A 25,312-nucleotide genomic window follows, 5' to 3' on the forward strand; every position below is an offset into this window, starting at 1 on the left:
CGAATTCCCACTGGAACAGCGTGATGCAACCGCACCGAAACTGGATGATCCATTTGTTCACGACGCTCGCGATGTTGCTGGTTGCCATCAAGGCCTCAGCGGCAGATCGCCCGAACATCTTGTTGATTGTTTCGGACGATCAGGGCTACAACGATTTGGGCCAACTAGGCAACGGAATCATCACTCCCGCTTTGGATCGCCTTGCCAACGAGGGAACACGGCTGACGAATTTCTACGTGGCGTGGCCAGCCTGCACTCCGTCGCGGGCCAGCTTGCTGACGGGTCGGTATCCTCAGCGAAACGGGATCTACGACATGATCCGCAACGAAGCCCCCGACTACGGTCATCGCTACACACCCGACCAATACGCCGTGACGTTCGAACGCATTGGCGGAATGGATGAGCGTGAGGTGATCATCCCAGCCGTGCTGAAACGGGCAGGTTATAAAAGCGGAATCTACGGCAAATGGGACCTCGGTGCCCTGCGCCGAATGCTGCCCAATTCGCGTGGCTTCGATGATTTCTACGGCTTCGTCAACACCGGCATCGACTACTTCACGCACGAACGGTACGGCGTGCCCTGCATGGTCCGCAATCTAGAACCGACGGAAGAAGACAAGGGCACCTACTGCACATACCTGTTTCAACGCGAGGCTCTGCGGTTCTTGGATGAACATGCGGGCGAAGAACCGTTCTTCTTGTACGTTCCCTTCAACGCACCGCACAATTCCTCTTCGCTTGATCCAAAGATTCGGTCCTCGGTGCAGGCACCCGAACGATTCAAAGCGATGTATCCACCGGTTGAGTCGGAAACGCGAGTCACCGACCGCTATCGCTATGGCACCCCCGCAACGGTCGCGACACCGCAAGCTCGTCGTCGAGACTACCGGGCGGCGGTCACCTGCATGGACGCGGCGATTGGTGAGATGTTGGATCGCTTGGAAGCAAAGCAGATGCTCGAGGACACGATTGTCGTTTTCTTCTCTGACAACGGTGGCAGCGGCGGCGCTGACAACTCGCCCTTGCGAGGCCACAAGGCTCAAACCTGGGAGGGCGGCATCCGCGTGCCTTGCATTGTTCGCTGGACGGCGGGAAAGATCCCAGCCGGTGCGGTGAACGACGAATTCCTAACGAGCCTGGAGTTGCTGCCAAGTTTTGCTTCGGCTGCAGGTTTGGAACCACCAGCGGACATTGTCCTCGATGGATTCGATTGGTGGCCCACTCTTCGTGGCGAATCGGCTTCTCCGAGAGAAGAGATGTTCTGGAAACGCCGCGATCAAATTGGAGCGCGCGTCGGTCAATGGAAATGGGTTCAAATGGGCAAACAAGGCGGCCTATTCAATCTTGCCAATGACATGGCCGAAACTCACGACCTTTCGGAGTCTCGCCCACAAATTTTGGCCATGGTCAAAGACCGCTACGCCAACTGGCTCCGTGAGATGGAAGCCGCCGAACCTCGCGGCCCCTTTCGCGATTTCTGACATCTCTCCACTTGCGTCGGACACAAGAGTAGGACGCACCACTTCTAGACCAAATTTGGGCCGCTCGTTCAGGACCGTGCTATCGGCGGCGTTTGAGTGGCTCGCGAACCAACGGTGAAAAGTCTTCAGACGATCGCAAAGCGTTGCAACGCGGCAGAACTTATTAACATTAGAGTGGCACAACGACCGCCCACGGATTCTAAGGTGACGTTGTCTTGTCTACCACTCAAACACCGCAGTCGATTTCTCGACTTCAGCAATGCCTCGTCTCATTCATTCGCGATTCAGCTATCGGAATGAGTCTGACGAAGAAGCAGACGCGGTTTTACCTTGGTCGAATTTCTGTCGGTCACCACCGTCACCGGCGTCCGTGTTGGACGATTGCTACCAGCGGTCCAAGCGGTTCGGGAAGCGACTCGACGAATGAGCTGCAGAGACATCTTCAAACAACCTGCCAATGCGACATCCTGAAAAGACGACTACGAAGCAATGATGAACTCCTCGGCGAAAGAAGCCTACGGAAAGTAGGTTCTTCAATCATTTCACCATCAACGCTGGATCCGACCCTGGATCCAGCGTTTCTCATAGAGTGACCGCACTCGGTCGATCCAATCATTGAATGCGAGCCCCAAACTTGACCCGCCCGGGTGGCACGCATACAGTCCCACAGAGAACGATTTCAAATAAGAGAACGGTCACCGGCCTCGCCGGTGGCAATGGTCTCGATCGATCTGCGGGAACAAACAGATGGCCGTACGCTTTTGCACCAGTCTTTTGATATCGACACTGGTGAGTCAATTCTTCCTCGTCCAAACTCTGATGGGCCAGGAGTCGCTGCAGAGTCAATTCGCAGAAGTCATCGACCGAGCCGGCAAAAGCAATTTCAGTGGGATCGTGGTTGCCGAAAAAGATGGAAAGGTCATCGCCAATCTTAGCTTTGGCTACGCAGACTCCGAATCAAAAATTCCAATCGATTCGAAAACGCTGTTCGAGATTGGGTCGGTGACCAAACCGGTCACGGCTCTCGCGGTGATCATCCTCGATCGACAAGGCAAATTGTCTCTGGAGGATTCCATTGCGGATCACTTGCCAAATGTCCCTGAGAGTTGTCGCGGCATCACGATCCAACATCTGCTGCAACATACCTCCGGCATTCCCGGCACGAACTATGGTCCTGTGTCAAAAGATGTCGGTCAGGTGACCAAAGCCTATCTGCGAGGTGGCCCACAACAGAAACCAGGAACCAAATTTGAATACTGGAACCAGGGCTACGCGTTGCTCGCCGCCATCATCGCGGAGGTAACCGGCCAGACCTACCAGAACGCAATTCGTGAATTGGTTTTGCGTCCCGCGAAAATGGATGCCGCTTGTTTCACCGGTGACTCCGCCCCCAAAGACTTCCAGGTGTCAATCGGCAAATCAACCTATGGCGCAGACCGTTCCGCATTGGATCATCCCTACGGCGATTTTTACGGTTTGCAATACCAAGGAATGGGAGGGATCGTTGCCAACGCGGAGGACATGCTCTCCTTTCTCCTGACGCTTCGAAAATCAAAGACAAGCGTTGAGAGAATGCTGCAGCCTGGACCCGACGGCGGCTATGGACTTGGTTGGCGAATCGCCGATGCAGGCGAACCTCATCAGCGAGTCTCTCACACCGGTTCGGTGCGTGGATTCCTCACCGCGGTTTCTTGGTACCCAGAACAGAACGCTTCTTTAATCGTCCTGGCCAACACCGACGACAAGCGTGGTTTCTTCCTTGCCGAATCTGGCTGCCGAAAGGCTTTGGAGACCATGGTCATTCCACTCCCGAATTCGCAGCAGTTCGAGAAAGAATTCCGCGAATCGTTGGTCGGGCAGTTCAGACTTCAGTCGCGAGTGATAACCGTTTCGGAAGCCGGCCAAGGATTGGAAATGGTGATCGACTGGGGAGGCCCCAAAACGTTTGGCAAACTCGCGAAAACATCGTCTGCGAAACGTCTTCAATACTTGGATGGATCCGACGACGACGTCGGCGTGTTGCTGGAAGGGCAAGAAAACGGAAAGGTCCAATCGCTCAAGATCCTCAACAGCATCTATCTCAGACAAGACTGACTTGGCGTGTTGACGCCGGCCTGAATCGTTCAATCCTTTGCAACCGCATTGGGACTGACTTTCAAATCCGTTTTGGTCAAACCGACAGGACCTTTCAGCTTGCCTTTCAAGCGAGTCGAAGCGAATGCGGCATCAGCCAGGCCGACATTGAGTTTCAGATCCGCGTAGGTGTACTCCTCTTTCAACTCAGGTGCGTCGCCTTCCGCAGTGGGCCAATCGTAGACTTCCAAACGGATGGGGACGTGCAGTTCGTCATCAATGAATGCGTTGGCACGATGGAATGTGACACCGCCTTCTTTGGATGGATGAACAATCTGAATGTGCGTGGCTGGCCGTCCCATCACCCGGGCTTTCCGAAAGTAGGTCACTTCGGTGTTGTTGCCGGTCGGATCGGTTTCCATGTCAAATTCGATCAACCCAATCAAGCGATTCATGATCTTGTCAAAACCAATGTCCGTGATCGGATAGTTGCTTTGCTCTTTGGCCTGTCGCCCGTGTGGATCAATCGAAAGCACCAAATAGCTGAGTGCTCCACCGCCTTTTCGAACACGGGCTTTCCCTTCGTTCTCGCCTTCGATGTAGAGAACTCGGCGATCGCGTAGTGTACGTGGTGATTGGTATTGCAAGAACACGGACATCGGCGAGACATCACCCGTCTGGTTCGTTTGTGCGACACGCACGGCAACATCCATGATCTGCGGCGTCTGCAGTTCGCCATCGATGCGTTCGCGTTTGATCAGCTTGCAACTGTAATCGCTGACGTGCTGTCGAATGTGGTCAGCATGAGCCCGTGCAAACCCAAGTGCCCAACCCAATGGATGATCGGCGATCGGTGGGCTCGATCGATGATCCTTCGGATTGCCCGCGGTGCCCTGTGCATCCATCAACGGAGCCAAAGCGTCTTTTGTCGAGAGCGAGTTCATCGGCGATGTCGCCGACACTTGTTGGATGACGTTTGAATTGTCCAATCCCAATTCAGCGATCGCTTGCTCGGCCAGCTGATCGGTACTGTCTTCCACAGCAATCTTCTGCACCGACACTCGGTCATTACCCGAATCACCAAACTTGGCCGCGTGATGAGACACCGATGCGGCATCGTCGGCACGGACTGACAGCGAGTTGGTGAGCGATCCCAACACGACGCACGACAATGTCAAGGTGGACGCGACGTTGGCCGAAGTTCGAAGGCGGCGGGTCATGGATGAGGTCGGCATAGAAGGTGGCTCCAAATGGCGGTCGAATGTCCGTTCGTTTCCGGTGGTGCTCGTTCAGCCCAGGCGGCGAGGACCGTTGGTGCAGGAAACGTGCCGATTACCTAAAAAAGTCAAAGTTTCAGATTAGCGACCCCTCCAGTGGAAACAACCAAAAAGGATCTTTCTGAACTGGAACGAAAGCGGTGATGTCTGGATGGCCGGTAAAACCGGCACAGTCTTCCGCCTTTCATGCACAGCAATACACGCATCATTGTCTGTTTCACGACTCGGCCGCGTGATCGCAAAGAGCATCCGGCGATGGACAACGAGGACTCTTCGCGTTCAATCTGATATCCGCGGATTGCATTCTGAGACGGCCTCGTGAAACCGAGCGTGGAACTCATGCCCAATCGGAGGTGTTGGCAAAACACTGCTGCCACTTGTAATTGTTACCTTCGCGATGTCATTCTTTGGGGTCGTGAGCAATCCGCGAATCGAACTTCCTCTTTCCGTTTTTCAAGGCTTCCATGGGCATCGTCATCCCACTCGTTCTGATCTTCCTCACCTGCCTCGTCATTTGGCGAGCCTGCGATGGATTTGAAATCGCGAGTGAGTACATCGGACGCAACCTTTCCGAAGGCGTTCGCGGCGGCACGATCAATGCCATCTCCAGTTCAATTCCGGAGCTCTTCACAACACTGATCGCACTGTTTGTGCTTTCCGACCGAGATGGATTTTCGATCGGCATCGGGACCACGGCAGGAAGCGCGTTGTTCAACGGCATGATCATTCCCGCGGTTTGCATTCTCAGCGTGGTTGGCTTTGTCGTGATGGGAGTCCGAGTCACCTCGGTCAACGTTTCCACTCGTGTTCTTCTCCGCGATGGGATCTCGCTGATCATCTGCGAGTTCATTCTCATTCTGTTGATCAACGGAGAACAACTTCATTGGTGGCAAGGTTTGATCCTGATGCTGATGTACGGGACCTACCTCGTGTACATGTTGACGACGATGAAGCCTTCTGAGTTGTCCTCCGACGACGAGCAATCGGATGATGAAGACGAAGAGGAGGATGAGTCCCCACGTGGCGCCATCGCCACCTTGTTCTATTGGATCTCCGGAGGCCCGCTCTTGGATCTGGAACGATGGTTTGTAAAAGACCATCATCGCGAACAGATGAAAGAAGAAACCTGGAACGGCTGGGGATTGCTATTGACCAGCACGGGAGTCATCGCCATGGCCTGCTGGACGTTGGTGCTGGCGTGCGAGTGGCTCGGCAGCGGCCCGGCCAACGTTGAGAATCCATCGTACGAATTGTTCGGGCAGACCTTCGAAGGCCTGGGCATGCCCGCCATGTTCGTCGCAGTCATCTTTGCATCGATGGCGACCAGCGTCCCTGACACGGTCATGTCCATTCGCGACGCTCGAGACGGCGACTACGACGATGCGGTGGCCAACGCCTTGGGCAGCAACATCTTTGACATTTGCTTCGCACTCGGCTTCCCACTGTTCCTGTTCACGCTCATCCACGGCCCCATCGCAATGGAGCCCGAAATCGCGGCTCAAAGCGGCGAACTGCGTTTGTTCCTCTTCATCCTGACGATCATCGGTTTTTTGATCTACTACATCGGCAAACGTGGTGTCGCGGCGGACGGAACCAAGTATGTCGAAATGAAGCGAGGCAAAGCGTTTGCTTTGTTGACCATGTACGGTCTGTTTGTCGTCTACATCCTGGCCCACGAAAACGATGTCGAATGGGTCCACCAGATCTCGGACCAATTGCAAACGTTCCTGAGAATGCTGCCAGCGATCGGCACCATCATTTAGCCCGCTCAGCCCAAACCTTCTCAAAACCTGAATCGTCAACTCACTTGTTGTAGACTGATTGGCCGTGTTTTTTCGCCCGCGTTTCCCAAAAGGATACGTGGCTGCGTGACGGAATGAATCACCAACAGAGAGTCGCTTGAGTTGACCACTTGGAAGTCACGTTCGTTCATCTTCGCGGCGGCGTTGATCGTCGCCGCGCAAATCATCGCGAGTGAGCCAGTCTTCGCCGAAGTCCCGGCCGACGTGCTCGCGTCGCTGAAAAAGCACTGCGCTGAGTGCCACGGTTCCGAATCAGCGGAAGCAAACCTGAGGATTGATCAACTGACCGGCGATCTCACCGATCGCGAAAACGCGTTGAAATGGATCGAAATCCGAAACGCTATCAACCTGGGCGAGATGCCTCCTGATGGCGAACCGCCACTTCCAGTCGACATCATCTCGCAAACCTCCGAGTGGGTCTCAGGCGAGTTGCGAGAACTGGAACGCTCGCAAAGCCGATCCGACAAACAAGTTCGGCTGCGTCGATTGAACCGGCATGAATACACGAACACCGTTTCCGACTTGCTGTCGATGAAGTTCCCGACCGGTGAAAGTCCACTCGACACTTTACCGCCCGATGGCACCGCAGAAGGATTCGACAAAGTCAGCACTGCCTTGATGGTCGACCCTTCACTGATGACTCACTACTACCGTGTCGCACGCCGGATCGCGGATCGGGCGATTGTGGATGGTTCACCGGAATACCCGACCGAAACGATGCGGTTGGAATTCGAGGAGATCGCCGACAGCCACGCGATTGGATATCTCGTCACACGTCGGGGAATGAATCCGGTCCCAGGTGGCTTGCAACTGATCGAAGGCAGCACGCGGTCTTTCGGGATGCTTCGTTACCCGGGTCGCAAGGACAACAACGTCGCACCAACCAACGGTTTCTATCGGTTCACCATCCGTGCCGGTGGTGCCCCGGGCATCGACGGGGAAGTGCCGCGAATTCGTTTGAAACACAGCCATCCCGATGACTCCATGCAAACGATCATGGAGTACGACGTGACGGCACCTTGGGACTCACCCACCGATACCACCGTGACAATTCCGCGAGACACCCTGGGCGGTGAACTCAGCATCGAAATCCTGAACGACACCAAGCTTTCGATGGGCCAACGTCCTGGCGAAAACTTCATGAGACGAATCAATGAAGTGGGTGAAGCCGGCGACTTCGCCGAATCGCTGCGTCTGGCCGGTCGCAAGATCGCCGAAGGCTGGGGCGGAGAACGTTCGACACCCGATCCTGAAAAACTCGACCTGACCAAATTCCCGCGAGTCTTCTTGGATCATTTGGAAGTCGAAGGTCCCTTGTACGATCAATGGCCGCCGAAAAGCCACACGACCGTCTTGTTCCGCGGCGAAGCAGGAACCGATGACCTGGCATACGCCCGTGAGATCCTCTTGCGACTCTTGCCGATCGCGTGGCGGCGTCCGATGGACGAACGCGAGGTTGAACCGATCCTTGGAGTCATTCAATCGGAACTTGAAAACGGTGAAACATTCCACGAAGCCATTCGCGTTGGGTTGGCCGCCACACTGACGTCGCCGAATTTCCTCTACCTTGCAGAAGGAAATGGAAACGACGCAGACAACTCCGTGCTGACCAACCACGAAATCGCGTCGCGAATGTCGTACTTCCTGTGGTCTTCCATGCCGGACCAGGAACTCTTTCGCGCGGCCAAAGACGACGAACTGATCGATCCCAAACAACGCAAACGGCAAGTCGAACGGATGCTGGCGGATCCCAAAATGGATCGGTTCGTCGACAGTTTCGCTCGACAGTGGCTGCAGACCGACACATTCCTGACGTTCACGCCCGACCGATCCTTGTATCGGGAATACGACGAAAAACTAGCCGAAGCCTTCGTTCGCGAACCGCTCGAATTCTTTCGTGAGATTTTACGCAGCAACCGAAGCGTGTTGAACTTTCTTGACTCGGACTTTGTGGTCATTAACGATCGGCTCGCTCGACACTATGGCATCGATGATGTCAGCGGCGAGGAGTTTCGTAAAGTTGATTTGCCACCGGATTCCGTGCGTGGTGGGTTGCTGGCGATGGCAGGAGTGCACCAAGCCGGATCGGACGGCACTCGCACCAAACCGGTTTCGCGAGCGGTCTATGTTCGGGAAGTCTTGTTCAACAACCCCCCGGATCCACCGCCACCCAACGCGGGCGAAGTCGAACCCAACATCCAAGGCCAACGCCTGACCGTCCGAGAACGCTTGCTGCAGCACCAACAAATCGAAGCCTGCGCGGCCTGCCATCGCTCGCTCGATCCGTATGGGCTGGCGTTGGAAAACTTCAACGTCGTCGGGCAATGGCGAGAGAAACAAGACGGCGAGAATTTTCGCGGTCGCAATCTGCCTGTGATCGACGCCAGCGGCCGGCTCCCCAACGGCAACGAATTCACAGGCTTCGAAGATTTTCGGGCATTGCTGCTGCAACAAAGCGATCGCTTCCGCCGATCCTTGTCGGAAAAGGTGTTTGTCTACGCTTTTGGTCGCCCCGTCGGACCTGAAGATGATGCAACCCTGAATCGCGTCGTCACCGACATGAAAGCGGAAGGCGACACCTTCCGAGCACTGATTCAATCCATTGTCACCAGCCAGGCATTTGTGTCCCGATGAGCAAACCGTCATACAAACCACGACTCAAGACGCTCAACCGCCGGATGCTTCTGCGTGGGGCCAGCACCTGTTTGGCGTTGCCTTGGTTGGAAGCGATGTTGCCGCGAACGGCCTCCGCCGCGGAATCCACCAAGGCCGTCCCACGGATGGGCATGTTCTACTTTGGCACGGGCATGAACATGCGGCAGTTCTACCCGGAAGGCTATGGGCAAGACGCGAAAATGTCTCGCATCTTGAAGCCACTGGAAAAGCAACGCGATCAGTTCACGGTTCTGTCGGGAACCTCGCTCAGTCACGGTGGCGGTCACGACGGTGCCTACCCGTTTGCGACCTCGATCGCTCGCGGCGAAAAACAAACAATCTCGCCCGATCAATTGGCCGCCGAAGTGCAGGGCAAGCACACTCGGTTCCCGTCATTGCAGTTGTCTGTCAAACGTGGCACCGGCTTTGGTTCGCAAGCTCTGGCAACCATTTCATGGAATCGACAGGGCATCCCATTGGCCGCCGAGAATGATCCGCAGACCATTTTCAACCATCTCTTTCGCCCGCCCAACTCCCAACAACTCGTCAAACAAAGTGACGAATTCCGACAACGTGGCAGTGTGCTCGACGCGGTGTTGTCGGATGCGAAACAATTGCAAACACGACTCAGCCAATCCGATCGTCAACAACTGGACCAATACTTCCATTCCATTCGCGAAGTTGAAACGACATTGCGACGTGAAATGGACTGGTCCGATCGTCCCAAACCGTCCCCCAACCTCGATGGGTTTGGTGATTACGAAAAAGCCGTCGCACCGGAGGGCAATGGAAAGTTCGTCTACGACACGTACGCGAAATTGATGTACGACCTGATCGCACTGGCGTTTCAAACAGATTCCACGCGTGTGGTCAGCTACGTCGTTCGAACTGAATTGGCCGGTGGCGTGTACCCGGAATTTGGTGTTTCCAAGGGCTATCACGAACTGACGCACCACGGCAACGACCCAAAGAACCTGGAAGAACTTGCCCGGGTCGACGCAATCTACATGCAACACTGGAGCCACTTCCTGAACCGCTTGGCATCCATTCGCGAAGGGGAGGGCACTCTGCTGGACAACACGTTGCTGGGATTCTCCAGCGGCATGGGAATTGGGCACAGCAAAGACCTTCTGCCGACGATGATTTCCGGCGGCAGCGGGCTCGGCATCCGTCACCAAACGCACCTTCAACTCAAAGACAACACGCCGCTTTCTTCACTGTGGCAAACCATGGTTGAACGGATGGGAGTGAACGTGGACGGTGAGTTCCAGGACAGCACTGGAAGCATCAGGGAACTTCTCGCATGATTCGCCCGTGTATCAAACGACTGAGTTCGGCTCTCGTATTGGCAGGTTTTTGACGCTGCCAAGCCGAGCGGATGAACCGACTCGGCAAACGCAGACCAATTCGATCGGCATGCGGTTCGTTGCAATCGAACCAGGTGAATACCGACGAGGTTTTGACAAATCGAACCAGCGTGATCGCAAATTTGCATTGGCTCATTCCTTCAGCAATCCTCAAGAATTCCGTTTTGATTCGCCATCGCATTTGGTGGTGCTCACAAAACCGTTTGAGCTTCAAACCACGGAAGTCACCGTCGCTCAGTTCCGTGCCTTTATCGAAGCCACCGGGTATCGAACCGACGCCGAAAAGAACGGTGGAGCCTTGGGATGCTTTCCAGATGAAAAGGACTACGTCGACCGCTTTCGAAAGTCATCCGATGTGACTTGGAGATCTCCCGGCTTTGAACAATCTGACGACCATCCCGTCGTCGCCGTCAGTTGGAATGACGCGGTGAAGTTCTGTCATTGGCTCTCGGAACAGGAAACCGCGACGTATCGCCTGCCGACCGAAGCCGAATGGGAATACGCCTGCCGTGCTGGTCAAACAACATGGTATTCCTGGGGGAGTGACCCGGACGATGCCTACGTGCATGCCAACGTTGCCGATGGGGCACTCGAGGCTGTTCAGCCAAACACAACCCGCTATCAGCGGGCGATCAAGCTGAAGGCGAACGACGGCGACGGTGTGGTCTTCACCGCCCGAACCGCTCGCTTCCAACCCAACCCATGGGGTCTGCATGACATGCACGGCAACGTTTGGGAATGGTGCCAAGATCGCTGGTCAGCCGATCTCTATCGAAACTACCTGGATGACGTCCCATGGCCGGAACGATCAAAGTTCACCGTGACCGATCCAGTGGCGCTGGAGGAAACACCGCAACATACTTACGGGGATTGGCGGAGCATGCGAGGTGGAGCTTGGACCTGCGCTCCAGCGTCCGTGCGATGTTCGATCCGCACGTTTGCTGAAGCAGCCGATGCAACGATCTACACGGGGTTTCGAGTCGCCCGGGAACCGCGAACGAACTTAAAAATCGGGACGAACGCCGCCAACGATTGAGAGCGACATCGTCGTGGTGTTGTCACGGGTGCCGCGCAATGCCACAGTTGTCTTCCATGTCGGAACCTCAAAATGTCAGCCACTGGATCGACCAAGTCAAAGACGGCGATTCCATTGCCGCCAACCAGATTTGGCAGCACTACTATGACCGCTTGGTCGGATCGGTCCGAAACAAACTCTTTGGCCAAAACCGAGCCGTCTCGGATGAAGAGGACATCGTCCTGAGCGTCTTCGACAGTTTCTACTCGGCGGCTCAAAAGGGCCGTTTTCCGGATCTTTCCGACCGAGACGATCTGTGGCGTTTATTGTTGAAGATGTCGGCTCGCAAAGTGGTGGACAAACGTCGCCGTGATCAACGTCAACGTCGCGGCGGCAACGTTCAGCTCCATTCCCTCGACAAACGCGATGACGACCGAACATTCATCGAAGCCATCGGCGACGAGCCCTCACCCGAAATGGTTTTGATGATGGAAGAATCGGTCGAGCAATTTTTTTCGCATTTGGGTGTCGGGCAGTTGAGAGATTTAGCGGGTGCCAAGTTAGAAGGGTATTCCAACGCGGAACTCGCCACACGATTTGGATGCTCTGAACGGACGATTGAGCGTCGTCTGCACCTCATCCGTGAAAAATGTCAACAGGAACTGTTCGATGAGCATTCGCCAGAAAAAACTACCGATCGCGACCTTGGAACGAATTGATGACCTTTGCGCCGAATTCGAACGCAAATGGCAATCCGACCAATCCCCCTCGATCGAATCGGCTCTGACGGAAGACATTTCACCCGAGGAGCGAGACGTTTTGTTGGCTGAATTGGTCGTTTTGGATGTCGACTATCGCCGGCGACGATCCGAGAACCCAACCGAACAAGACTACCTGGATCGCTTTCCCAATAGCATCTCCGTCATCCGCGACGCGTTCCGCGGGAACGACCAACCCAAGCGAGCCTTCATCCCACCGTCGGTCGAACAACTGGGTGAGCAATTCCCTAATTTGAAGATCACCGAACTACTCGGCGCGGGCGGAATGGGTGCGGTCTACAAAGCTCGCCAAGAAGGCCTGGATCGTGTCGTCGCCCTTAAAATCCTGCCCGAAGAATTCGGACACGATGTCAAGTTCGCATTGCGGTTCACTCGTGAAGCTCGCACGCTCGCGAAATTGAACCATCCGAATATTGTCTCAGTCTATGAGTTCGGACACGTCGACGACACGTACTATTTCTTGATGGAATACGTCGACGGATCCACGCTGCGGGATGTCGTCGCGGCAGGCCAACTCGCTCCCAATCATGCACTCGCGATCGTGCCGCATCTTTGCGACGCGCTTCAGTACGCTCATGACAACGGCGTCATCCACCGCGACATCAAACCAGAAAACATCCTGATGGCGATCGATGGCTCGGTGAAGATCGCCGACTTCGGACTTTCGCGACTTCTCGGCGATCAAGACCAAACATCGGCGCTCACGGGCACACACCAGATCATGGGCACGCCGCGGTACATGGCACCTGAACAACTCGAAGGAGCACGTGGAGTCGACCATCGCGCCGACATTTATTCACTTGGCGTCGTCTTCTACGAGATGCTGACCGGTGAACTTCCGATCGGTCGTTTCGCGGCCCCATCGCAAAAGGTCGAGATCGATGTTCGATTGGATGATGTTGTTCTGCGAACGCTCGAGAAAGAACCGCGCAGACGCTATCAACGAGCCAGCCAAATCAAATCGGACGTGCAATCCATTGCCTCGGGTGACCGCGCCGCGCTCGCTCCAACCCAGATCGTCGACTCAGCTTCTCAACGAGACCGCGTTCCTTCCTCCGTCGGAATTCAAGAGCAAGAACTCGCGGGCCGATTGCTCCTGACACGTCGCCAACTCATGGAGCGGGTTAAATCGGCGTTGCGACCTTTGGGTGTCGGCCAGGTGCTTCAAATTTTGATTGGAGTCGCTCTTATCGCGTTGGGTGCTTACTGCTGGGCCCCCAACACGCACGTGCCACATCAATTGGTCAGTGGCGTGATCGTGCACGTCTACGGTTTGTTCTTGATCATTTCGGCGGCCAACGTCTTGGTTCGAATCAAACGCATCGACACGTCCCAACCGATCACCGAAATTCGCGAAAAGCTCGACGCAGTCAGGCGTTTTTCTTTGTGGGTCGGCCCCGTCATCGGCTTCGCATGGTGGTTGATTTGGATCCCCGTCGTCGTGGCAGCAGGATTCGATCAGGTCCTGCGCCCCAACTCTCTTTCCCCGTCACTGATTGTGGGCGTGATCGGAATCGCGGTCTCCTTCGGGTTGTACGCGATGGCAATGAAATCAGAACACTGGCGTCAAAAGATCGGCGGCCGAAGTGTCACCAACGCCGAACGAGAACTCACCGAAATCGAGCAGACCAACATCCGCTGATTTCTAGCTTCTAGCTTCTAGCTTCTAGCTTCTCGTGCTCGTGCTCGTGCTCGTGCTCGTGCTCGTGCTCGTGCTCGTGCTCGTGCTCGTGCTCGTGCTCGCAACCCCTTCCACTTTCAAACGATTCCCCCGTTGGCCCGTAGCGTCTGACCGTTCACCCAAGCCCCATCCGGGCCGGCCAAAAAGGACACCACGGATGCAATGTCGCTCGGCTCTCCCAGTCGTTCCAGCGGCGACATCTTCGTCAGCCGATCGATCAACTCATCCGACTTGTCATCCAGGAAAAGCTTGGTGGCGGTCGGGCCGGGTGCGACTGAGTTGACCGTGATCCGTCGTCCTCTCAGTTCGTTTGCCAATACAGCCGACATGGCTTCCACCGCCGCTTTCGTCGCTGAATAAACACCGTAGTTTGGCATCCGCAATCCGATGACACTGGACGAAAGATTGATCACTCGACCACCATCGCGCAGTTGACGGGACGCTTCTCGCATCGTGTGAAAACAACCTTTGAGGTTGATATCGACCAGCCGACCAAATTCCTCGTCGGAAGTCTCCGCGATCGTTTGCATTTTCAGAATGCCCGCGTTGTTCACCAGCACGTCTACCCCGCCGAATGACTCCGTCGCGAAATCAAAGAGTCCTTTGACCGCGTCTGCGTCACTCACGTCTGCTTGAAACGACTTTGCTTCGCCGCCTGCATCTGTGATTCGCTGAGTCACCTCGTCAGCCGCCTTGGGACTACTCGAGTAATTGACCACAACCGCCAAACCATCGCTCGCCAATCGTTCAGCGATCGCCGAACCGATCCCACGCGACCCACCGGTGACGATGGCAACCCGTTTGCTGTTCATTCGAAAACACTCTTTCCCGCTGGTGAATACTTGAACGATTTTCCCAGCAATGACCTTTCACCCAAAAACTACGCCAGCAATCTACACTATCTCTGCAAACCCACCCCGTTTTCATGGCACGCGTTTTTCCTGGTCTATCACTTCATGTTCCGAGCCTCGTTTTTCCTTGTTGTTTTGCTATGCACCTGCTTTTTGTCTCTCGCCGCATCAAGCGCCATTGAGCCAACCAGCGTCACGCCTCAACCAAACATCTTGATGATCTACGCTGATGACCTCGGCTACGAAACGCTGCAGTGTTATGACGGCCTCGATTTCACCACCCCAAAGCTGGATGCCATGGCAGCGGAAGGCGTGCGGTTCAACCGGGCCTACGCGAGCCCCGTCTGCACACCCTCGCGAGTCAGCCTACTGACAGGGCTTTATCCGTTTCGCCATTCGCATCTTGGAGTCCTGCCGGTGCACAAGGGAACACACCAAAAAGTGGACTTCGGCAAGATGCCCACCTTCCCGCAACTGTTGCGTGCCAACGGCTACACCACCAGCGTGACCGGCAAATGGCAACTGGCGACACTCGAAGTCTGGCCGAACCACATCCGCAACGCGGGCTTTGATTCCTGGTGTGTCTGGCAGATCTGGCGGGACGGAGAAAAGACGTCACGACATTGGAATCCGACGTTCAACGAGGACGGCCAAATTCGGGAAGATATCCAGAAGCGATTCGGTCCTGATGTGTTGGTCGATTATGTGATTGAGCAAATGGCTGAGGCACAAGCTGCGAACCAACCCTTTTTGATCATCCACAATGAACTGCTTCCGCACGATCCAATCGTCGAAACCCCGGAGGATCGAAGACTGAATCGGCAACCCCGACTCACACACATGGTCGGCTACTTGGACCAACTCGTAGGCCGGTTGCTCGACGCGGTGGAAAGACTTGGAATCCGAGACAACACCTATGTGGTATTCATGGGTGACAATGGCACGCACGAGGTCGACTTTGACAATCCAAAATTCGGACAACCGGGGGAACGGAAACACACTCGCCATACGCGTGCCGGAACCGTTAACGGCGGCAAATTCGAATTGAATGACGCGGGCACTCACGTTCCACTGATCGTCTGGGGACCGCCATCGGTACCCGCCGGCCAGGTTTGTGACGACTTGGTGGATGTCGTTGACCTATTCCCCACGTATTGCGAATTGACCAACACCGCAATTCCTGAATCGCTGATCGTCGATGGCCGCAGCATCGTGCCACAGATTCACGGGCAAACCGGTGAACTTCGACCGTGGGTTCACCACGCGATCAGCGGAAAAGGCGAGAGTTTGTTTGACGGTTCATGGCGTGCATTTACTCAGAAGGATCAACTGTGGGACGCACGCCAACTGCCTGCCGAATCACCAGCGGCGGCGGATGATGAACGGGCCGAGTCAGCTCGCGCTCGACTCGAGGAAGCCTTTCAAACGCTCCACCAAAACACCCTCACTGACTGAGGGTCAAATTCCATGACCGACATGAAGCGACAGATCGGTCATCGATAGACGCTCGATTCCCACTCTACTTGCTGAACAGCACGCAGATCGGAGTGGGGACTTGCTGGGTTTGTCGGGTGAAGGTCAGTTCGCCAGTGTCCCCGTCGACTTCAAAGACCGTGGCAGTGTGGCTGTCTCTGCCCGCTGCAATCAACCAACGACCGCTGGGATCGAGGTTGAAGTTGCGAGGCCAACCGCCGCGAATGGCTTCGACCTCGACCAGTTCCAATTGCCCCGCCTCATCAACGCGAAAGACGGAGATACTATCGTGGCCACGATTGGCGGAGTACACAAATTTGCCTGACGGATGAACGCGAATTTCGGACGAACTGTTAAAACGCTCTTTCGCTTTGGTTTCTTCCGACAAGGCAGGGATGGTTTGGCCGGCGGTCATCGTGCCCGTCTCCGCGTCGTAGTCGAACACGGTGACCGATAGTGTCAGTTCGTTGAGCAAATAGATACGTTTGCCGTCAGGGCTGAACTTCATGTGACGCGGCCCACCACCGGGAATCCCTTCGCCAAAACCATGATGCGTAAGCGATGGACTGTTCGGATCCAGTTTCCAAATCACGACTTTGTCCATTCCCAAATCGGGAGTGAACGCGAATCGGTTATCGGGCGACGTGCCGACCCAGTGAGCGTGTGGTGCATTTTGTCGATTGCCAGCCACACCCGACCCTGCCGGTGACAACAGATCGTCATGTTCATGGACCTCCACGCGGCGCGCGACGGATCCGTCTTCGGCCAATTCGTACAACGTCGTTGAGCCACCGCCGTATTGTGCCGAAAGCAGCACACTCCCCGTGCGATCGGTCGCCAAGTGTGCGACTCCACCATCGCCGCTCTCGACCGATCCCATTTCAATCAATTTCGCGTCCTTCGATTCAGCTTGCACTCGGTAGGCCGTGACGCCGCTTCCGCTGGAGGCATACAGCACGGGCTTGCTCGGGTGCATCGCCAAGAACCCGGGTTGCTGGGCTTTGACCGCCAAGGTCGCTGGACTCAGTTTGCCCGATTCGGTATCGAAGGTGGCGTGGTAGATCCCTTCGCTAACGCCGCCTCGGGGCGTCGTGGTTCCAAACCAAACGTTCAGTGTTTCCGCCATCGCCGGATTCCCTTGCAAAACCGCCAAAACGACCATGGCCATCGGGCCAAGCTTCATCCCAAAGTTCGCACGTGTTCTTGTTTGCTGGTTGCCGCTCAATTCGCTGCTCATCTGCGTCTCTCCGATCATGGTTGCAATTCGTGGCTGTCTGGCGGGGAATTCTCGCTGAAGGGGGCATCATACCCCAGCGGGCGTGGAGAAGGAGGAAAGTGGGGCAGGAGCACAGGAGCACAGGAGCACAGGAGCACAGGAGCACAGGAGCTAGGAGCTAGGAGCTAGGAGCTAGAAGCTAGAAGCTCTCTCCGCGTGACATTGCCGATCGGCGGTGGTTTGATCTAGGATGCTCGTTCTTCGAACCTTTCCTGGAATCCGCTGTGCTTTCAATTTCGCCCACCTATTTGCTGTACTACCTGCCACTGATCATTGCGATCTCATTGGTATTTGGTGCAACACGGCACGAAGATTTGTCGCTGATCCTTCGGCACGCCTTCCACACAGCCCGCTGGATCACCGGTTTCATGGCGGTCGTTTTCGCCCTGGTTCTCTTCTTGGACTGGATGGTCTGAGCCGATGAGGATTCTGACCCTCGGTGGTGGGACGGTTGGACGCTGGATCGCCGATATGCTGTGCAGACGCCGGCACAGCGTCACGCTGATCGACAGCGATCCTGAAATCGTTCGATCAATCAACAGCGAATTGGATGTTCGGGCAATCGAAGGCAATGCCTCCCAGAGCACCGTGCTGTTCTCGGCCGACGTGCTCAGCGCTGACTTGTGCCTCGCCGTCACCGGAGACGACGAAGTCAACATTGTCGCCGCGAGCATGGCGAAAGCATTGGGGGCTCGTCGCGCAATCGCACGTGTTTATGCCCCCGCTTTTCGCGACCTGTCGACGTTTGACTACCAACGACATTTTCAAATCGACAGTTTGCTTTCACTCGAACAGCTCTCCGCGTCGGAACTCGCTCGAGCGATTCGCAACCCCGATGCGATCCCGCTCGAACACTTTGCTCGTGGACAACTGCAAGTCTATGAAATGGACGTCGCCGCGGGCTCGGCGGCGGCTGGTAAGAAGCTGATGGAATTGCAGCTCCCGCCCAGCGTGCGAATCGGATCGCTCGCACGCGAAGGACGCATGTGGATCGCCAGCGGTGCCGACGAAACTCGTGCCGGTGACCGAGTCAGCTTGGTCGGGATGCCGGACGCTGTGAGCGTGGCACGCCAAATCTTTGGTGGTGAGAAACGACGTCGCAAGCAATCCAAGGTCATGATCGCCGGTGGCGGTGAAACCGGTTACCACTTGGCCGGACTGCTTGGCCGGGAAGACTTCCGAACCGTGCTGCTCGAACAAGACGCGAAACGTTGCGAACAACTGTCCAAACTATTGCCAGATGTCACCGTCGTGCATGCCAACGCCAACCGTCGCAGCGTATTGGAAGATGAAGGTGGCGGCACAGTCGACTACTTTGTCGGCTGCACGGGCAACGATGAAAACAACATCATGGCGGGCGTTGAGGCTCGTGAACTGGGCGCGTCACGCGTGATGTGTGTTGTCGGGCGTCCCGATTACGCCAACGTGGTCGGAAAGCTTGGCATCGACTTGGCCGTCAGTGAACGAGACGTCGTCGCTCGCCAAATCCTTGGGTTCCTGAACGAAGGAGCCATCATCAGCCAAAGCAAATTGCCCAACGGCTCCATCGGCGTCTACGAATTGGAAATCCTGGAAGGATCCGCCGTCACGCAGGCGTCCCTGGCGAACCTGCCTTTGGCGGGGCGATGCCTAATCGCTGCGATCCAACGTGACGGATTTGTACGCGTCCCAACCGCCAGCGACGTGCTGGAAGTCAACGACATCATCGTCGCCTTGATCGATTTATCCGATGCCGACGAAGTCCTTTCACTCTTTCACAGCGATTGATTGTGCCAGTCACCACGAACGCTCCTAAGCCAACCCCCACCGCTGTTGTGAACGATTCCATTTTGCCATCCCCCCTCGGAACCTCTTCCCTTCCAACGCGTCCGCCCACAATCGTTTTGCTGCGATTCACCGGCGACGATTGCCCGGGTTTGACCGCGTCCATCTCGGAACGATTGCATCGTTTCAATTGCCGAGTCATCGACGTCAATCAAGCCGTGATTCACCGATCACTTTTGCTTGGAATGCTGGTCCAGATCCCTGGCACCGAAGATCCCGAACGCCTGATACGAAAGATGCGGCGAAAGAGTCGCAAACTCGGCCTGAAATGCAAAGCCAAAATCGTTTGCGATCCGGACTATGACGCATGGGTGAAACGGCAAGGCAAATCACGTTTCATTCTCACACTGCTTTCGCGGTCCGTCACCGCGGAACAGTTTGCTGCGGTCAGCCGGTTAGTCTCCGACCAAGGTCTGAACATCGACGTGATCACGCGATTGTCAGGTCGCCCCGAACGCGAACCAGGTGACGAACTGACACGTGCCTGCGTGGAGTTCTCGTTGCGTGGTGATCCCACTGATGCAAACGCTCTTAAAGCCAGCCTGCTGGAACTATCAAATCGCTTGAATTTGGATCTGGCATGGCAACGTGATGACGCGTTCCGTCGCAACCGTCGCATCGTCGCGCTCGACATGGACTCGACGCTACTACAAGCCGAGGTGATTGACGAACTGGCAAAAGAAGCCGGTGCTGGAGAAAAGGTCAGTGCGATCACCGAAGCGGCGATGCGAGGTGAGATCGACTTTGACGAGTCGCTTCGCCAAAGAGTGCAGTCGCTCGAAGGATTGCCCGAGAGCGTTCTCCCCAAAGTCGCTGAGCGGTTGCAGTTGACCGAAGGTGCCGAGCGTTTGCTTTCGAACCTGCGTCGCTTTGGATACACGACCGCGATCTTGAGTGGTGGCTTCACCTACTTTGGTGAACACCTTCAGAAGTTGCTGGGCATCGACCATGTGCACGCCAATCAACTCGAAATCGTCGATGGAAAGCTGACCGGCCGAGTCCTCGGCCCCATCGTCAATGCGGAACGTAAGGCTTTGCTGCTGGAACAACTCGCCGCGAACGAAGGCGTCGATCGCAAACAGATGATCGCTATCGGTGACGGTGCAAATGACCTGCCCATGCTCTCCCGCGCCGGTTTGGGGATTGCCTTTCACGCCAAACCGATCGTGCGTGAATCCGCCGAACATCGCATGTCCACGTTGGGGCTGGACGCTGTTCTCTATCTGCTTGGCGTCAGAGACCGCGATCTGGTTGAGTGACAGCGAGGTCGCCATCGCTGACATGTTGTTGACCAGCTTTTCAAACTCCAATTGACACTCCATGCACACCGAACAGCTTGAAGTCTGGGTTGATGTCGGCGGCACCTTCACCGATTGCCTCGTTCAACAAACCGATTCAAACGGACATCGCCAACGCGACGCCATTAAAGTTCTCAGCAGCGGATTGGTGTCGGTTCGAGTCCTGGACCACAGCGATGACTTCACTCAGGTCGAAGTCGAGCTCCCACCCGCGTTTGCCATCGACGCTTTCTGGGAAACCGCCAAGCTCCGCGAGCAAGCTGAATCGGTGATACAAGGTGAATCGTTCACCGTATTGAGTTGCCGACGACAAAGTTCCGGCAAGGTTCAGTTGCAACTGGACGGACCAGCGACCCAACTTCGCCGCGATCAAAACTGGGTGTTGGATGCCGAGATCGAATCGCCGATTTTGGCGACGCGAGTGTTGCTGTCGTGCCCGTTGTCGCAACCGCTTCCATCGCTATCGGTTCGCATGGGAACCACGCGAGGCACCAACGCGTTGCTCACACGCAACGGCGCACCCACGGCATTGCTGATCACGGAAGGGTTTGCGGATCTTCTCTCCATTGGAACTCAAGACCGGCCAGACCTGTTTGCGCTCGACATCGTGAAGCCCCAACCCTTGGCAACTCAGGTGCTGGAGATTCGCGGTCGACTGAACGCGAACGGCGAAGAGCTGATTCCCGTTGATGAATCGCACTTGCGTTCATCTTTGTTGGAACTCAAAGCCAGCGGCCCCGAAAAAGTGGTGCTGGCGATTTGCTTGCTGCATGCCCATCGCAATGACGCTCACGAGCGAATCGTCCAGCGAATGGCCCGCGAGGTCGGTTTCGACGACGTCATTTGCTCGACCGAGGTGGCGTCGCTTCCACGAATCGTGCCGCGAGCCGAGACGACGACGCTGGATGCCTACTTGATGCCCATACTCGAATCCTATGTTGCAAGAGTCTGGGAGCAATTTGGTGGCGAAACGACCTGTCATCTGAGATGGATGACCAGCGGTGGCAATCTTGTCGCCTCAGCCGGTTTCCGAGGCAAAGACAGCGTGCTGTCCGGCCCCGCCGGTGGTGTCGTTGCACTTGGTGAAGTTGCCAAACAGTGCGGTGTTTCCGGTGCCGTTGGATTGGACATGGGCGGCACCAGCACCGATGTCAGTCGTTTTGAAGGCTCGGTCGGACGACGACAAGAGAGCATGATCGGCGGCATCCGTGTGCTGACTCCGATGATGGACATTCACACGATCGCATCCGGCGGCGGCTCCATCTGTGCCATCCGCGACGGACGGCTGACGGTCGGCCCTGACAGTGCCGGAGCCTTCCCGGGCCCGGCCTGCTACGGCCACGGCGGCCCGCTGACGGTCACCGATGTCAATGTCTTGTTGGGTCGACTGCCGATCGATCGCTTCCCATTCCCATTGGATTTGGTGGCCGCTCAAACGGCACTGCAACAAGCACATCAACAGCTGGCAACCGACAGCACGCTTTCACCAGAACAACTCGCCGACGGTTTTCTGCAATTGGCAATCACGCAAATGGCCGAAGCGGTCCGGGTCGTCACGACCGCCGCCGGTAGTGATGCAAGACGAATGGCGTTGGTCGGATTTGGAGGTGCCGCGGGTGGTCACCTTTGCCAAATCGCTGACTCGCTAGAGATGACTCACGTGATCGACCATCCCGATTCGGGTTTGCTGTCGGCGGTCGGAATGGGTGCCGCGTCGATCGGCCGTATCGCGACCGAATCAGTGCAACTCACCGTCGCCCACTCAATTCCGGATGCCGCTGATACGACAACACGAACGTTCATTTCCGAGCAGATCCCGGCGCTGCAATCAGCCGCGAATCGGACACTCGACCAATGTGATCAACAACTTCGACAAGAAGAAAAAATCCCGCAGAACACTTCTCTGCAAGTCGTGCATCAATGCGACGCGAGACCACTGGGGACGCAGTCAACATTGACGATCGATTTGTTTCCGCTGGAGACACTTCCCGATCGTTTTGACGCGAAGCATCAGTCCACGTTTGGTTACGTCCGGTCATCCATGCCCATCGAAGTCGTGGCCATCCGCTGCGAAGCGACGATCGAGCGAAATCAAAACTCAAACGAGGCGGCACCCGAAACCTCAGCGAATTCCACTAAGACGGCCTCCACACCCGCGAAACCGGAAGCAATTTCGATGTGGGTTCAGGGAGCCTATCGGAAGGTCGATCTTTGGGACCGAGAGTCGATCTTCACAGGTCAGGAAATATCTGGACCATCAGTCGTGGCAGGCCCTTATTCTGTTTTGGTCGTCGAACCAGGTTGGGTGGCGACGATGTCCAGCGATGGGATCTTAGAAATCCGCAAAGAGTCCGCTCCTTCAGCTAAATCAAACTCGTCGGCGCTCGGAACGGGACAGCTGGACGACACCATCGCGATGGAAATCGCGGCGAGAAGAGTGCAGGGCATCGCGGAAGCGATGGGCGAAGTCATTCGCCGCACCAGTGTCAGCGTCAACGTCAAAGAGCGTCGCGATTACAGTTGCGCTGTGTTCCTGGGCGATGGATCTTTGGTTGCCAACGCACCACACGTGCCCGTGCATTTGGGTGCGATGAGCCACACGGTGCGCAGCCTAATTTCGGACTACCCGGAAATGTCTCCGGGCGATTCCTACATCAGCAATGATCCCTACGCCGGTGGTTCGCATCTGCCGGACATCACCGTCGTGACTCCTGTCTTTTGTGATGACGACACAACCACTTCGTCGCGTCCAAAGCATTGGCCCTGCGACTTCTTCGTCGCGTCGCGATGCCATCACGCTGAAATCGGTGGCATGGTCCCTGGATCGATGGCACCCGCGGCCACGTGTCTCGCAGAAGAAGGCGTCGTCCTGCACAACGAGTGTTTGGTTCGTAACGGGCAATCTCATCATGCTCACATTCGCAAACTACTTGGCAGTGCAACGTATCCTTCGCGAAATGTGGATGAGAACATGGCTGACATCGCGGCGGCGGAAGCGGCAGGGCAGGCCGGTGCGAATCGAATTCAAACGCTGGCAGGCTCGATGACCAAGACGCGTTTAACGCAACTGCTGAAACAGCTCCTGCATGTCGCTGGTGAAGCAACCGCTGCCTGGATCTCAACCCTGGGAACCGCGCCGCGAAACTTTGAAGATTCACTCGACGACGGAACGCCGATCCGAGTCTCACTGCAACCGGACCAATCCACCGGTCGCTTGCGAATTGATTTTGCGGGCACCGGCCCCGTGCACGCCAACGGATTCAATGCCACTCCATCCATCGTGACCGCAGCCGTGCTGTACGTGCTCCGCTGTGTCGTGCCGGGTGAATTGCCTCTTTGCGATGGAGTGCTCAAACGAATCGAGCTGATCATCCCGGACGGATTGCTGTCGCCTCCTGCCGGCTCAACACCGGAGACCAGCCCCGCGGTGGTCGCAGGAAATGTCGAAACCAGCAATCGCGTGGTGGATGTGTTGCTGGGAGCACTGGGCGTCGCGGCCGCATCTCAGGGCACGATGAACAACCTGCTGCTCGGCGACTCAACCTTTGGCTACTACGAAACCATCGGCGGCGGAGCCGGTGCGACGGCAAATGCATCGGGTGCGGACGCGGTCCACACACACATGACCAACACCCGAATCACCGACCCTGAAATTTTGGAGTCACGATTGCCGGTTCGCCTTTGGCGTTTTGCGATCCGTCGTGGCAGTGGTGGAGCAGGGCAGAACCGAGGCGGTGACGGAATGATTCGTGAAATGGAATTCCTTCGCCCGTTGACGCTTTCGCTCATCACCTCGCGACGAACCACGCGCGCGTACGGAATGCACGGTGGAGAATCTGGTCGATCGGGACGTCAAACCTTAGTGCATCAGTCTCAGCGGACGGAGCTTCCTTTCGCGACCAGCCAAGAAGTTGATGCCGGCGATCGGTTGATCATGGAAACTCCCGGCGGCGGTGGTTATGGCAAAGAACCATCCGCCGAATGACTTGAGTTCCCTTGAATTAGATCACTCCGGCACTATCTCTTTTGTCCTGTCCAACTCATCGACTTCATCCGTTTTGGGATCCGCTTCAGAATCCACATCGTCGTCGGACCCTTCTTCCTTGAACGTATAAGTCAGCAGCTCCAATTGAATCTCAGCCAACATCGTGTTGCGATGCGGAATCAATTTCACCCGACTTTCGATGACGTTCGTGTTGCTGCTTGTTTCTTTGCGATCGATTTCATGCAGCGTTTCGCCATCAACCGTGCTGATTCCCATCACATCCATTTGCCGACGCCGCACGCCGTTGCCCGGAACGGTCAGGTGAGCTCGCACGAGGAGTAACATCGGCGTGACCCAAGGTTGCTCCACGGTGCAACCCCAAGCATCATCGAATGAACGACTCCAACGAATCGATCCATCCACCGTCGAGATCGCGTGCATCGCGGTGATTGGTTGGACCGTCGCCCCACCCGAG

At 56.1% G+C, this 25,312-nt stretch carries 17 protein-coding genes; 13 read left to right on the forward strand and 4 right to left on the reverse strand.

Annotated features, from left to right (window positions below):
* The first annotated feature begins 23 nt into the window (after positions 1-23).
* Together RE6C_RS26795 and RE6C_RS26800 are read left to right on the forward strand one after the other, a co-directional pair.
* Positions 24-1,481, forward strand: a complete 1,458-nt coding sequence (locus RE6C_RS26795) for a sulfatase family protein (protein WP_008661744.1) — start codon at positions 24-26, stop codon at positions 1,479-1,481.
* Between the two features lie 789 nt (positions 1,482-2,270).
* On the forward strand, positions 2,271-3,575 hold the full coding sequence (locus tag RE6C_RS26800; RefSeq protein WP_008661746.1) for a serine hydrolase domain-containing protein: 1,305 nt from the start codon (positions 2,271-2,273) through the stop codon (positions 3,573-3,575).
* Between the two features lie 29 nt (positions 3,576-3,604).
* On the opposite strand, the gene RE6C_RS26805 is transcribed toward RE6C_RS26800, so the two are convergent.
* Entirely contained in the window at positions 3,605-4,789 is a 1,185-nt protein-coding gene (locus tag RE6C_RS26805; protein WP_008661747.1) for a DUF1571 domain-containing protein, read from the reverse strand.
* Between the two features lie 506 nt (positions 4,790-5,295).
* On the opposite strand from RE6C_RS26805, the gene RE6C_RS26810 reads away from it, so the two are divergent.
* From RE6C_RS26810 to RE6C_RS26835, 6 genes are all read left to right on the forward strand, one after another.
* Positions 5,296-6,594 carry a sodium:calcium antiporter gene (locus tag RE6C_RS26810; protein WP_008661748.1) on the forward strand — a complete coding sequence of 433 codons (1,299 nt, stop codon included), beginning with the start codon at positions 5,296-5,298 and terminating at the stop codon, positions 6,592-6,594.
* Between the two features lie 141 nt (positions 6,595-6,735).
* Positions 6,736-9,267: a DUF1592 domain-containing protein gene (locus RE6C_RS26815; protein WP_008661749.1), complete on the forward strand. Its 2,532-nt coding sequence runs from the start codon at positions 6,736-6,738 to the stop codon at positions 9,265-9,267.
* Entirely contained in the window at positions 9,264-10,595 is a 1,332-nt protein-coding gene (locus tag RE6C_RS26820) for a DUF1552 domain-containing protein (protein WP_008661751.1), read from the forward strand. Before RE6C_RS26815 ends, RE6C_RS26820 begins: the two co-directional genes overlap by 4 nt.
* Positions 10,549-11,691, forward strand: a complete 1,143-nt coding sequence (locus tag RE6C_RS26825) for a formylglycine-generating enzyme family protein (RefSeq protein WP_236618551.1) — start codon at positions 10,549-10,551, stop codon at positions 11,689-11,691. Before RE6C_RS26820 ends, RE6C_RS26825 begins: the two co-directional genes overlap by 47 nt.
* 38 nt (positions 11,692-11,729) lie before the next feature.
* Entirely contained in the window at positions 11,730-12,389 is a 660-nt protein-coding gene (locus RE6C_RS26830; protein ID WP_008661755.1) for an ECF-type sigma factor, read from the forward strand.
* On the forward strand, positions 12,376-14,091 hold the full coding sequence (locus RE6C_RS26835) for a serine/threonine protein kinase (RefSeq protein ID WP_008661756.1): 1,716 nt from the start codon (positions 12,376-12,378) through the stop codon (positions 14,089-14,091). Before RE6C_RS26830 ends, RE6C_RS26835 begins: the two co-directional genes overlap by 14 nt.
* Before the next feature lie 116 nt (positions 14,092-14,207).
* Here RE6C_RS26835 and RE6C_RS26840 read toward each other — a convergent pair whose 3' ends face one another.
* A complete protein-coding gene (locus RE6C_RS26840) occupies positions 14,208-14,942 on the reverse strand; it encodes an SDR family oxidoreductase (protein WP_008661757.1) in 735 nt (244 codons plus the stop codon).
* 30 nt (positions 14,943-14,972) lie between these two features.
* On the opposite strand from RE6C_RS26840, the gene RE6C_RS26845 reads away from it, so the two are divergent.
* Entirely contained in the window at positions 14,973-16,436 is a 1,464-nt protein-coding gene (locus RE6C_RS26845; RefSeq protein ID WP_008661759.1) for a sulfatase-like hydrolase/transferase, read from the forward strand.
* A gap of 64 nt (positions 16,437-16,500) precedes the next feature.
* Here RE6C_RS26845 and RE6C_RS26850 read toward each other — a convergent pair whose 3' ends face one another.
* Positions 16,501-17,709 (reverse strand): lactonase family protein, encoded by a 1,209-nt coding sequence (locus RE6C_RS26850; RefSeq protein ID WP_008661760.1) that lies wholly within the window; start codon positions 17,707-17,709, stop codon positions 16,501-16,503.
* A 245-nt stretch (positions 17,710-17,954) separates the two neighbouring features.
* Between RE6C_RS26850 and RE6C_RS26855 the strand changes: the two genes are divergently transcribed.
* The 4 genes from RE6C_RS26855 (at position 17,955) to RE6C_RS26870 (ending at position 24,837) form a co-directional block, all read left to right on the forward strand.
* Positions 17,955-18,146, forward strand: coding sequence for a hypothetical protein (locus tag RE6C_RS26855; RefSeq protein ID WP_007331653.1), 192 nt, complete (start codon positions 17,955-17,957; stop codon positions 18,144-18,146).
* 4 nt (positions 18,147-18,150) lie between these two features.
* The gene (gene trkA, locus RE6C_RS26860) at positions 18,151-19,497 is read left to right on the forward strand and encodes a Trk system potassium transporter TrkA (protein ID WP_008661763.1); all 1,347 of its coding nucleotides are present in this window, start codon (positions 18,151-18,153) and stop codon (positions 19,495-19,497) included.
* 47 nt (positions 19,498-19,544) lie between these two features.
* Positions 19,545-20,813 (forward strand): phosphoserine phosphatase SerB, encoded by a 1,269-nt coding sequence (gene serB / locus RE6C_RS26865; protein WP_008661764.1) that lies wholly within the window; start codon positions 19,545-19,547, stop codon positions 20,811-20,813.
* Between the two features lie 61 nt (positions 20,814-20,874).
* Positions 20,875-24,837: an oxoprolinase family protein gene (locus RE6C_RS26870; RefSeq protein ID WP_008661766.1), complete on the forward strand. Its 3,963-nt coding sequence runs from the start codon at positions 20,875-20,877 to the stop codon at positions 24,835-24,837.
* A 21-nt stretch (positions 24,838-24,858) separates the two neighbouring features.
* Here the strand turns inward: RE6C_RS26870 and RE6C_RS26875 are convergent.
* Positions 24,859-25,312, reverse strand: a 454-nt coding sequence (locus RE6C_RS26875; protein WP_144054888.1) for a hypothetical protein, incomplete at its 5' end; no start/stop codon positions are given.

Origin of the sequence: Rhodopirellula europaea 6C, from assembly GCF_000338295.1 — a bacterium.
In the GTDB taxonomy this organism is placed as follows: Bacteria; Planctomycetota; Planctomycetia; order Pirellulales; family Pirellulaceae; genus Rhodopirellula; species Rhodopirellula europaea.